The organism is Nonomuraea sp. NPDC003709, assembly GCF_040610775.1.
Classification (GTDB): Bacteria; Actinomycetota; Actinomycetes; order Streptosporangiales; family Streptosporangiaceae; genus Nonomuraea; species Nonomuraea angiospora_A.
In genome coordinates, this window is record NZ_JBEXMW010000005.1 from 1 (window position 1) to 11,471 (window position 11,471).

Sequence of the window (11,471 nt, forward strand, 5' to 3'; positions counted from 1 at the left end):
GGGCCGAAAGGTCGCCCCGCCCCGGTTCCGGTCGCGCAAGGACTCCCGGCAGAGCATCCGGTTCACCAAGAACGCCCGGTTCAAGGTCACCGAGTCGGGTCGCCTGCGGTTGCCGAAGATCGGAGACGTGCCGGTCCGCTGGTCGCGTTCGCTGCCCTCCGATCCATCATCGGTGACGGTGATCAAGGATTCGGCAGGCCGGTATTTCGCGTCGTTCGTGGTCGAGACGTCGGACGAGCCGCTGCCCGAGCCGCTGGCCGAGACGGGCTCCGAGATCGGCATCGACCTGGGTCTGACGCACTTCGCGGTGATGTCGAACGGCCAGAAGGTGGTTAACCCGCGTATCCTGCGCCGGGCAGCCAAGAAGCTCCGCAAGGCGCAGAAGGCGCTGAGCCGTAAGGAGAAAGGCTCGGCGAACCGCATCAAGGCCAAGGTGAAGGCCGCCAAGGCGTACGCCAAAGTAGCCAACACGCGCCGAGACTGGGCACACAAGCTCTCCACCACGATCATCCGCGACAACCAAGCGGTGTACGTGGAGAATCTTGCGGTGTCCGGCCTGGCGCGCACACGCTTGGCGAAGTCGGTGCACGACGCGGGCTGGTCGCAGTTCGTCGCCATGCTGGAGTACAAGGCCGTCAGGTACGGCCGCCACTTCGGCAAGATCGACCGCTGGTTCCCGTCGTCGAAGACGTGCTCGGCGTGCGGGACCATCGCCGAGTCGATGCCGCTGAACATCCGGGAGTGGACCTGCCCGTGCGGGGCGGCTCACGATCGGGACGTCAACGCAGCGATCAACATTCTCGCCGCCGGACAGGCGGAGAGACTAAACGACTGTGGAGCGCAGGTAAGACCGGGACTTGTTCCGGCACCGCGCGAAGAAGCAGTAACCCACCCGGAGCCACACGCGCGGCAGACGGGAGTCTCCATCCTTTAGGGCGGAGTGGATGTCAATACCCGGACCTCTGGCCGATCGGCGACGGTAACGCAACGGCGAGATGCGCCCCTGTCGGGCGCATCAGTTGACGATCTGGGTTGCGCCGGTGCGTCGGTCGGCTGGTGGTGGCGGCGCTGTGAGGTCGGTTTGTTGGTGGGGCGTGGTCGGGTCTGTGGGTCGATCGGGTGGTGGTCGGGGTGATGCTGGCGGGCGCGGCGGGTGGTGCTGTGGGGCATGAGCGGGTGGTGGGTGGTGTCGGGCCGGGTCAATCCGGGCGGGGATGGTGCTGTCGGGCCTGGTTGGGTGGGGGTGGTGTTGTCGGGCCTGGTCGATTGGCGGTGTGGGTTGTGCCGTTGGGGCGGTTAGCTGGCGATGCGGGTCGTGCCCGTCCGTTCGTGGAATGTTCGGCGGTAGGTGGTGGGGGATACCCCGACGATTCGGGCGAAGTGTGTTCGTAGGCTGGCCGGTCCGCCGAATCCGCAGCTGTCGGCGATCCATCCGATCGGCCGGTCGCTGGTCTCCAGGAACTGCTGGGCCCGGCGTACCCGCTGCTGCAGCAGCCAGCGCAGCGGCGACATCCCGAGCGCCTCGGCGAACCGGCGTTCGACGGTGCGCACGCTGACATTGGCCTGGGCGGCCAGGTCGGCGATGGACAGCGGCAGATGCAGTTGCTCGGTGGCCCAGTCCAGCAGGGCGGCCAGCCAGTCGTCGCGGACCACCGGCGAGGCGGGGCGGTGGTACTGGGCCTGCCCGCCGTCCCGGTGCGGCGGGGTGACCAGGCGGCGGGCCAGTTCGGCGGCCACCGCGGCACCGTGGTCGACCCGTACGACGTGCAGGCAGGCGTCGATCCCGGCCACCGTCCCCGCGGAGGTGATCACGTTGGCGTCCTCCACGTAGAGCACGGACGGGTCGACCCGGACGGCGGGGTAGCGGCGGCTCAGCTCCTCCGCGTGCAGCCAGTGCGTGGTGGCCCGGCGACCGTCGAGCACCCCGGCGGCGGCCAGGACGAAGGCGCCGGAACAGATGGACAGGATCCGGATCCCGCGCCGGTACGCCTCCCGGACGACGTCCACCAACTCGGCCGGTGGGTCGTCGTGCACATTCGTACAGGCCGGGATGACGAGGGTGTCCGCCGAGTCCAGATCCCACCCGCCGCTCACCGGGGCGAGGGTGAATCCCGGGCTCAGCCGCACCGGCGTGTCACCGACCGGGACCGCCGAGAACTGGTACCACGGATCGGCCAGGTGCGGCCGGTCGACGCCGAAGACCTGACACGGGACGGCTGCTTCGAAGATCGGCATGTCGTCGGTGACGGCCATGACGACGCGATGGGCGCGCATGTCGCGAATCTAGCGCACGTTGACGTACGCGACGGTGGCTCCCGGCGGCACCGTTCAGCAAGATCGGAGGGAGCCTGAACAGCTGAAGGAGACCTGATGACGGAGATCGACGGCCGGCCCGGTCGCGGGAGCGCGAAGCCGGTGGTGGCGGTGTTCGGCGCCTACGGGCACACCGCCCGGTTCGTGACGGCGGAGCTGCTGGAGCGCGGTTGGACGCCGGTATTGTCCGGGCGGGACGCGGTGAAGCTGGAGGCGGCGGCCGCCGCCCACCCCGGCGTGGAGTGGCGGATCGCCTCGGTCGACGACCCGGCCTCGCTCGACCGCGCGATCGCGGGCACGGCAGCGGTGATCAACTGTGCCGGGCCGTTCGGCGACACCGCGCCGCCGCTGATCGAGGCCGCGTTGCGTGCCGGGATCCACTACCTGGACGTCACCGGCGAGACCCTGGTCGCGATGAACACTTTCGACACCTACCGGGACGACCCGCGGGTGAAGGAGGCGGGCATCGTGGTGGCACCGGTGATGGCGTTCTACGGTGCGCTGGGCGACCTGCTCGCGACCGTCGCGATGGGTGACTGGCCGGCGGCCGATGACATCTCGATCGCGGTGGCCCTGGACAGCTGGCACCCGACCCGGGGCACCGTGCTGGCCGGCCAGCGCCGGGCCGGGCGGCGGGTGGTCTTCTCGGACCACCATCTGAAGGTGGTCGCGGGCGACGAGCCGCCGCCGAAGGGGACGTGGACGTTCGCCGAACCGTTCGGGACCCAGGACGTCGTGGGGCAGTTCTCCAACGCCGACGTGGTCACCGTCTCCCGTCACCTGGACACCCCGCGGATCGACGCCTTCCTGAACGTCGCCCCGCTGAAGGACCTCGGCGACCCGGAGACCAAGGGACCGCAGGCGGCCGACGCCGACGGGCGATCGGCCCAGGTCTTCCTGGTCGAGGTCGTCGTCCGCAGGGGGGACGAGCGGCGGCGGGTGGCTGCGCGCGGCCGTGACATCTACGCCATCACCGCGCCGATCGTGGTGGAGGCCACCGAGCGGATCCTGACCGGCCGCGGCCGGGCCACCGGGGTCGTCACCGCCGGGGAGCTCTTCGACGCCGAGGACTTCCTGCGGTCCCTCCCGCTGGACGAACTGTCACTGGACGAACTGTCGCTGGGCGACGAGTGAAAACGGCTGCGAATAGGGGGATTCAGGTTCGTCTGTCGTCTTCGGGATCGGCCCCCTCACGGTGATGGGCAGGGGATCTGGCTCCGTGTTCGGGCCGCTCGCGATGATGAGGGGGATTCGGGTTTGTGCGCCGGCTTCGGGGGCGGCCCCCTCACGGTAACGAGCAGGGATCCGGCTTCGGGGTCGGGCCGCTCGCGGTGATGAGCGGGGGATTCGGCTTCGGGGTCGGGCCGGTCATGGTGATGAGCGGGGGGAACCGGGTTCGTGTGTCGGCTTCGACGCCGGGCCGCTCACGGTCGTGAGCGGGAGATCCAGGCCGGACGTGCGAGCCTGCTCATCTCCCGCCGGTTCGGCGCCGTACGGGAAGTGGATCTCATCGCGGTCCTCTGCGACGACGTGATCATTTAACACCGACGGCACACGGACCTGTCGCCCCCTGCTCAGCCCCAAGCGTCCGGCCACGCGGCGGCTCAGTACAGCCAGCGGTGGGAGCGGACCACGGCAGCCGCGTCGCGGTCGGCCGCCCAGGCGGCGTCGGAGACGCGTACCGCCCGGAAGGCGTCGGCCAGCTCCTCGCCCAGGGCGGAACGGATGCGCTCGTTGGTCAGCAGCGCGCCGAGCTGCTCCTCGACGGTGGTGGGCAGCCGGCGGATGCCGCGTTCGGCCCGCCGCTCGTCGGTCCAGGTGCCGGGGTCCTCCTGCACCGGGTCGGGGGGCGTGAGGCCGTCCTCGATGCCGGCGAGGCCCGCGGCGATCACGGTGGCGAGCGCGAGGTAGGGGTTGGCCGAGGCGTCCGACGGCTTGAGCTCGACGTTGGCGTGCGCGGCGCCGAGCAGGGGAGTGGCCGGTACGAGCCGCAGCGCCGCCTCCCGGTTCTCCACGCCCCAGAACGTGTACGCGCCGGACCAGTAACCGGGCCGCAGCCGTTGCAGCGAGGACAGGCTGGGCGCGGTGACGGCCACGACGGCGGGCAGGTCGCGGAGCAGGCCGGCCAGGTAGGCGCCGCCCTCGGCGGTCATGCCCGCGGGCCCGTTGCCGCCGGACAGCAGGTTCGTCCCGGCGCGGTACAGCGAGGTGTGCAGATGCCAGCCGTTGCCCACCTGCCCGAGGGTGACCAACGGGGCGAAGCTCGCCCGCAGGCCGTGCGCTCGGGCGGCCGCGTGAACGGTCTGCCGGGCCAGCAACTGCCGGTCGGCGGCGGTGACCGGGTCGGCGGGGGCGATGTTGAACTCGAACTGCCCCGGGCCGTACTCGCCGTGGAACTGGCCGACGGGCACGCCGTTGCGGTCGAGGTCGCGCAGCAGCTGCTCGGCGAAGGCGTCGACGGCCAGCATCTTGGCCGGCCCGTAGGAAGGCCCCTCGTAGATGGGCCGTACGTCGTCGCCGTCGCCCCCGTCCGCCCGGCTGAGGTGGAACTCCATCTCGTAACCGGCCAGGAAGTCCAGCCCGAGAGCCGCGGCCCGGGCGACTTGGCGCTCCAGCACGCCGCGCTGGTCGTACGGCCACGCCGAACCATCCGCCGCGACCTGCCGGCCCGGCACCCACGCGAACCCGGGCTGACCGGCGAGCCGGACCAGCCGGTCGGCGACCGGCATCAGCCGGATGTCGCCCGAGGGAGTGCCCAGCGGGGGATGCCCGAAGGTGATGCCGTCGTGGGAGTCGAACACCGCGAACAGCGGCGTGACACCCACCCCACGCTCGACCGCCGCGCCGAACTGACCGACGGGCACCGTGCGCGACCGGGGGATCCCGTTGTTGTCGGCCCAGACGATCGTGACTCCGACGACACCCGCCTCGGCCAGATCGAGGTCGTCCGCGCTTGCCCGCGACGTGCCGGCGGCTATCTGGTCGAGCATCGACATCCCCTGACGATCGGCCCATCACGTCCGCGGCCGGCCACCTTGCCATGCGACCGCCGGACGTGCCCCGATTCGGGGCGTAATGCCTGGTCACAGCGCCGAACGCCGCGCCGTTCGATGTGCCGGTCACTATATAGACCGCGGGCCCGCATCCGACGGCGCCACGCCCAAGGCGAGGCCGTCGTACGCCGGCTGCGCGGCCGTCTCTTGCGCATTCGCCTGATCGGCGGCTGCGGTGGCTGGAGGCGACGACTCGCCGAGGCGTTGACACGGGGGCCGCCTCGCGCGATGCCCGCGTCGGTGGTGACGGTGAGTGTGGTGTGTGTCGGTGGTGATTATGAGCACCGATGCGGGGTCATCGGTCAGGGCCGGCCCTCACCTCAGGGTGCGGACGAGGTGCTCGGCGAGCGCGACGACCGGCAGGTTCGTGGTGGCCCGCGGGATCACCGGCATGATCGAGGCGTCGACGACCCACAGGTTGTCGCTGCCGTGCACCCGCCCGGTGCCGTCCACGACGGCGCCCTCCGCCGGATCGGCGCCGATCGCGCAGGTGCCCACCGGGTGCCAGTAATGGGCGGCGGAAGCGCGCAGCGAAGCCTCACCGGCTCGCGGGTCCGCGCTGAACTCGTCCAGCGGCGCCCCGAGCAGGGGCGCCAGCGCCGAGGAGGCGGCCATGCTCCGCCACAGCTCGATGCCGTCGCGCAGCACCGCCAGATCGTCGCCGTCCGCCAGGTAGGCGTGCTCGATGACGGGCCTGGCGCCGGGGGCGGGGGAGGAGAGCCGGAGGGTGCCCCGGGAGCGCGGGGTGAGGCAGGCGGCGGGGAGCACGCAGGCCCAGCCGTCGGTGGTGCGGGTGGTCCACGGGAGGAGGTGCAGGTCGTACGGGGCATGGCCGCCTGTCGAGCGGGCCTTGCCGATGACCTGCTCGTCCGGCACCGGCCGCAGCCGTTCGTACGCGGTGAGCCGGCGCGCCAGCTCGTCGCTCGCCGCGAAGCGCAGCTCCAGGGTCGGGTGGTCGTGCAGGTTGCGACCGACGCCGGGGAGATCGAGGCACGGTCGCACGCCGAGGGCGCGGAGCTCGCCGGCCGGGCCGACCCCGCTGCGCAGCAGCACCTCGGGGCTGCCGTAGGCGCCGCCGCAGAGCACGAATCTGTCGGCCTCGACGACCAGCCGCTCCCGTCCCCGCAGGACGTGGGCGCGAAGGACGGCCGAGCCGCGGAACTCCAGCCGGTCGACCAGCGCCCGGTCGACGATGCGCAGGCGGCCGTCGCCCCGAACCGGGTCGAGATACGCGAAGCCGCTGTTCCAGCGCACGCCGCCGGGGTTGTTCACGGGTGAGGGCCCGCAGCCGGCACCGCCGGAGAGGTCGTCCAGATCGTCCGTACGCGGGATCCCACAGTCGACCATGGCGTCCATCGCCGCTGCCTGGAAGGGGGTGAGCTCCTCATCCGTGTAGTGCCTGACGCGCAGCTTGGCCGCGCCTTCCTTCAGCAGACCGGTGAGCGATGCGTCGGTCCAGGAGAGGCCCCATGAGCGGTAGTCGGAAGCATGGCCCACAGTCTGGGAGCAGCCGTTGTGGGAAGAACAGCCGCCGATGACCCGCGCCCGCTCGAAGGCCAGCTCCCGGGTGGAGACAGCACCGGGGCCGCGGTATCCCCAGTCGTGCGTGTCCGGCAGCGTCGAGCTGTCGAGAAGCTCGTGAGGCCACCGTCCCGAGTCGAAGGCGCCGTAGTCGGGTCCGGCCTCGACGACCACTACGGACAGGGACGTGTTCTCGAGCAGGCGCCCGGCGACGACCGCGCCGGCCGTGCCGCCGCCGAGTACCGCGACGTCCGCTCGCACCCGCGGGTCTGAGTCGTTTACCATGGACAAAGTTTAATCGATCGAACGATAAAAGAACTAGAGAGGCAGGTACGGCGCATGGACGTCGCGATCCTCATCTACGAAGGGTTCACCGCCCTGGACGTCACCGGGCCGTTCGAGGTGCTGAGCCGCCTGCCGGAGGCCAAAGTGCGGTTCGTGGCCGCCACACCGGGGATGTGCGCCGCCGACCAGCCCGGCTTCGGCCTCGTGGCCGAGCCGCTGGAGAGCATGGAGCGGCCGGGCGTGGTCGTGGTCTCCGGCGGCAGCACGACCACACGGTTCCTCGACGACGAACCCGTCCTGTCCTGGCTGCGTCAGGCGCACGGGACCAGCCTCTGGACGACGTCCGTGTGCACGGGCTCGCTCCTGCTCGGCGCCGCGGGGCTGCTGGAGGGCCGCCGGGCCACGACGTTCTGGTACGAGCTGGAGAGCCTGAGCTGTTTCGGCGCCGAGCCGGTGTCCCAGCGCGTGGTCGAGGACGGGAAGATCATCACGGCGGCCGGCGTCTCGTCCGGCATCGACATGGCGCTGGTGGTCTGCGACCGGCTCCAGGGAGCCGCCTACGCGCAGGCGGTGCAGCTGGGGATCGAGTACGACCCCCAGCCGCCGCACGACGCGGGCTCGGTGGCGAAGGCTCCGGCGGAGGTGGTGCGGTTCATGCGCGACAACCTGGAGCGCTCGTACGGCCCCTCATGGGCGCGCAGGACCGCTCAGATCTCCTGAGCCTGCCAGGCGAGGTGGCAGGCCACCCGATGCCCGCCCCGCCGAGCCTCCTCGGGCTCGGCGGTGGCGCACCCGGCCACCGCGACCGGACAGCGCGGATGGAAGCGGCAGCCGGCCGGCAGGCGGAGCGGGCTGGGCGGTTCGCCCACGGCCACGACGGGACGGCGCCGGTCGGCGGAGGGGACCGCGTCGAGGAGCACGCGGGTGTACGGGTGCCCGGGACGTGCGAAGACCTCCGCGGCCGGCCCCTCCTCCACGACGCGCCCCAGATACATCACCGCGACCCGGTCGCACAGCCCTCGCACCACGGCCAGGTCGTGGGAGATGAACAGCACCGCCAGCCCAAGCCGTTCGCGGAGCTCGCCCAGCAGGTTGAGCACGGCGCCCGCCACGGAGGCGTCCAGCGCGGCCACCGCCTCGTCGGCGACCAGCACGTCGGGCTCCGCGGCCAGCGCGCGGGCGATCGCGACGCGCTGCCGCTGGCCCCCGGACAGTTCGCGTGGGCGGGCCCGCACGTGCTCCACGCCCAGCCCGACCATCTCCAGCAGCTCGCGGGTCCGGCGTGCGACCTGATCGGCTGGCCGCTGTCGCAGCGGCTCGGCCAGCGTCTGCGCGACCGTGCGCAGCGGATCGAGGGAGGCGCCCGGATCCTGGTAGATCATCTGGACGCGGCGGCGCATGTCCGGCGGGCGCCGCCGCGGGACGGGCACGCCGTCGAGCAGCACGCTGCCAGTGGATGGTCGGGCGAGGCCGACGATCGCCCGCCCGAGTGTCGACTTGCCGCAACCGCTCTCGCCGACCAGGCCCAGGATCTCGCCGTGGGCGAGGTCGAGGTCGACCCCGTCCACGGCGTGCACCCGCCTGCGGAACAGCCCGTCCCGTACGGGGTAGGTGACGGTGAGCCGCTCGACTCGTACGCTCATATGCCCTCCTGATGGACGCACGCCGACCGGTGCAGCCCGTCGAGTGCCTGGATCCCGAGGACGACCTCCTGGCAGGCCGGCTCCCGATGGGCGCAGCGCGCCAGGAACCGGCAGGCAGGGGAGTAGGCCGCCGGGCCGGGTGGCGCGCCGGGGATCGGCCTGAAGGGACCCGGCGGCCCGTCGAGCGTGGGCACGGCGTCGATCAGCGCCCGGGTGTACGGGTGCCGCGGCCGGTCGAGCACCTCGGACGCCGGGCCGGCTTCGACGATCTGCCCGGCGTACATGACGGCCACCGTGTCGGCCACCTGCCGGACCACCGCCACGTCGTGGCTGACGAGGACCACGCCGAGCCCTCGCTCCCTCCGCGCCGCGTCGAGGAGCCGCAGGATCTCGGCCTGCAGCGTGACGTCCAGCGCCGTGGTCGGCTCGTCGCACAGCAGCACGCCCGGATCCGTGGCGAGGGCCAGCGCGATCGCGACCCGCTGGCGCATGCCGCCGCTGAGCTCGTGCGGATAGGCGCGGGAGCGCAGCTCGGGATCCGGTACGCCGACGGCGGCCAGCAGCTCGACGGCCTGCCGCCGGGCGGCGGCCCGCGAGGCCCCCTGCCGGCGGCGTACGACGTCGGCGACGAAGGCTCCGATCCGCATCGTGGGATCGAGGGAGGCGTGGGAGTCCTGGAACACCATCGCGAGCCCGCTCCCGGCCCGGACGTCACCGGCGGTGCGGACGGCGCCCGGCGGCAGCAGGCCCATCGCGGCGCGTAGGGTGAGCGACTTCCCGCAGCCCGACTCACCGACGATGCCCAGACACTGCCCCGCCCCAACCGCGAACGAGACGTCGTCGAGCACCGTCAGCGCCTTCCCCCGGCGGCGGACCGCCACGCGCAGCCCGTCGACCTCCAGCAGCGTCATCCCGCCTCACCCCGCTCGCTCCACCGGTCGCCGAGGGCGGCGACGCTCGATCCGAGGATCACGATGGTCAGCCCCGGGAAGGCAGCCAGCCACCAATGGCTGCGCAGGAACAACTGAGCCTCCGACACCATGGCGCCGAGTTCGGGGGTGCCCGCGGCCACGCCCAGCCCGAAGAACGACAGGACCGCGATGCCCTGGAGCGCCATGCCCATGTCGGTGGCCAGGTAGACCAGCGACTGCCGCAGCGAATTCGGCAGCACGTGCTTGACCAGGACCGCGACGTGCGACAGGCCGAGCAGGTAGCTCGCGGAGACGAACTCGCGCTCGCGGACGCGGCGCACCTCGGTGCGGATGAGCCGCGCGTACACGACCCAGCCCAGCACGCCGAACGCGACGAGCAGGGACGGGGTTCCAGGGCCGAGCACGAACACGAACGCGATCAGCAGCACGTACACGGGCAGCGCCTGGAAGATGTCGGCCACCCACCGCACCGCCGCGTCCAGCAAGCCGCCGTAATAGCCGGCCACGGCGCCGATCAGCGTCCCGAGCAGCATCGGCAGCCCGGCGGCGAACAGCATCAGCAGCAGGTCGGTACGCAGCGCGAACAGCAGCCGGGACAGCACGTCCCGGCCGAGCGCGTCCGTGCCGAGCGGGTGGGCGGCACTAGGCGGCCGGAGCTGGTCGAGCGTCTGCAGATCCGGATCGGCCGGGGCCAGCAGCGGCGCGAGGACGGCGGCGAGGATCACCAGCGCCAGCACCCCGGCGGCCGGCCGGCGCAGCCAGGCGAACCCGCGCCGGGGATGCGCCACGACGGCGGCCGTCACCAGGTCGTCCTCGGGTCGAGCAGCGCGACCACCAGGTCGGCGAGCAGGTTGATCGCGATGATGGCCGTGCCGAAGATCAGCGTGAGAGCCTGGACCACCGGGAAGTCCCGCTGGCCGGCCGCGTTCACCATCTCGGCGCCCAGGCCGGGCAGTCCGAAGGTCTGCTCGACGACCACCGCCCCGAACAGCAGCGCGGCTGCCTGGACGGCCAGCAGCGTGACGGCGGGCGGCAGGGCGTTGCGCAGCAGGTGCCGCCGGATGAGCGGCCACCCGGACAGCCCCAGGGACCGCGCAGTCGTCACGTGGTCGGCGGCCAGCACCTGGCGCAGGCTCGCGGCGCCGCTGCGGGCCAGGAGCGGCATCGCGGCCAGGCCGATGGTCAGCGAAGGCAGCACCATCGAACGCAGCCGTTCCCCGAAGGTCTCGCCGAAGCCGCCCACGGGCAGCCAGCCTGTCCGCAGCGCCAGCAGCGAGGCCAGCATCAGGCCGATCCAGAACGGCGGGCAGTTGACGAGGACCGTGAGCGAGCGCGCGCAGAGCCTGGCGGCCCTCGATCGCGGGCGGAGCGCCATGAGCAGCGCGGCGGGCGCCGCCAGCGCCGTGCTGACGAGCAGCCCGCCGGCCAGCAGCCAAACCGTCGCGCCGGCGCGATCGGCGACGATGGTGGCGATGGGGGTTCCGGTTCGATTGGACCGGCCGAGATCCCCGTCGGCGAGATTCATCACGTATCTCCAGAACTGCACGAACATCGGCTGATCGAGGCCCGAGTCCCGGCGGACCTGCGCCACCTGCTCGGCGGTCGCCCGCGGCCCCGCGATGACCCGCGCCGGATCCCCGGGCATCAGCTGCTGGAGCAGGACGACGATGAGCAGGAGCGCCGCCAGCACCGGGATCACCTGGATCAACCGACCGGCCACGAAA

General features: G+C 72.2%; 10 protein-coding genes. 3 read left to right on the forward strand and 7 right to left on the reverse strand.

Going from position 1 to position 11,471, the window contains the following annotated elements; translation table 11 throughout:
• Positions 1-934, forward strand: a 934-nt coding sequence (locus ABZX61_RS16405) for an RNA-guided endonuclease TnpB family protein (protein ID WP_355195201.1), incomplete at its 5' end; no start/stop codon positions are given.
• Between the two features lie 362 nt (positions 935-1,296).
• Here ABZX61_RS16405 and ABZX61_RS16410 read toward each other — a convergent pair.
• Positions 1,297-2,274 (reverse strand): helix-turn-helix domain-containing protein, encoded by a 978-nt coding sequence (locus ABZX61_RS16410; protein ID WP_355195203.1) that lies wholly within the window; start codon positions 2,272-2,274, stop codon positions 1,297-1,299.
• A gap of 96 nt (positions 2,275-2,370) precedes the next feature.
• Here ABZX61_RS16410 and ABZX61_RS16415 point away from each other — a divergent pair, with 96 nt between their 5' ends.
• Positions 2,371-3,447: a saccharopine dehydrogenase NADP-binding domain-containing protein gene (locus ABZX61_RS16415; protein ID WP_355195205.1), complete on the forward strand. Its 1,077-nt coding sequence runs from the start codon at positions 2,371-2,373 to the stop codon at positions 3,445-3,447.
• Between the two features lie 470 nt (positions 3,448-3,917).
• On the opposite strand, the gene ABZX61_RS16420 is transcribed toward ABZX61_RS16415, so the two are convergent.
• Together ABZX61_RS16420 and ABZX61_RS16425 are read right to left on the reverse strand one after the other, a co-directional pair.
• Complete coding sequence (locus ABZX61_RS16420) at positions 3,918-5,309, reverse strand: glutamine synthetase family protein (protein WP_355195207.1); 1,392 nt, start codon at positions 5,307-5,309, stop codon at positions 3,918-3,920.
• A 372-nt stretch (positions 5,310-5,681) separates the two neighbouring features.
• A complete protein-coding gene (locus ABZX61_RS16425) occupies positions 5,682-7,172 on the reverse strand; it encodes a GMC oxidoreductase (protein WP_355195209.1) in 1,491 nt (496 codons plus the stop codon).
• A gap of 54 nt (positions 7,173-7,226) precedes the next feature.
• Between ABZX61_RS16425 and ABZX61_RS16430 the strand changes: the two genes are divergently transcribed.
• On the forward strand, positions 7,227-7,892 hold the full coding sequence (locus ABZX61_RS16430; protein WP_355195211.1) for a DJ-1/PfpI family protein: 666 nt from the start codon (positions 7,227-7,229) through the stop codon (positions 7,890-7,892).
• On the opposite strand, the gene ABZX61_RS16435 is transcribed toward ABZX61_RS16430, so the two are convergent.
• Genes ABZX61_RS16435 through ABZX61_RS16450 form a run of 4 tightly spaced genes read right to left on the reverse strand, consistent with a single transcriptional unit; the run spans position 7,880 to position 11,467 of the window.
• The gene (locus ABZX61_RS16435) at positions 7,880-8,815 is read right to left on the reverse strand and encodes an ABC transporter ATP-binding protein (RefSeq protein WP_355195213.1); all 936 of its coding nucleotides are present in this window, start codon (positions 8,813-8,815) and stop codon (positions 7,880-7,882) included. The two genes, ABZX61_RS16430 and ABZX61_RS16435, sit on opposite strands and share 13 nt — an antisense overlap.
• Positions 8,812-9,726, reverse strand: a complete 915-nt coding sequence (locus ABZX61_RS16440) for an ABC transporter ATP-binding protein (protein ID WP_355195215.1) — start codon at positions 9,724-9,726, stop codon at positions 8,812-8,814. The genes ABZX61_RS16435 and ABZX61_RS16440 overlap by 4 nt, the downstream gene beginning before the upstream one ends.
• The gene (locus ABZX61_RS16445; RefSeq protein ID WP_355195217.1) at positions 9,723-10,550 is read right to left on the reverse strand and encodes an ABC transporter permease; all 828 of its coding nucleotides are present in this window, start codon (positions 10,548-10,550) and stop codon (positions 9,723-9,725) included. Before ABZX61_RS16445 ends, ABZX61_RS16440 begins: the two co-directional genes overlap by 4 nt.
• On the reverse strand, positions 10,547-11,467 hold the full coding sequence (locus tag ABZX61_RS16450; RefSeq protein ID WP_355195219.1) for an ABC transporter permease: 921 nt from the start codon (positions 11,465-11,467) through the stop codon (positions 10,547-10,549). Before ABZX61_RS16450 ends, ABZX61_RS16445 begins: the two co-directional genes overlap by 4 nt.
• Positions 11,468-11,471 lie beyond the last annotated feature (4 nt).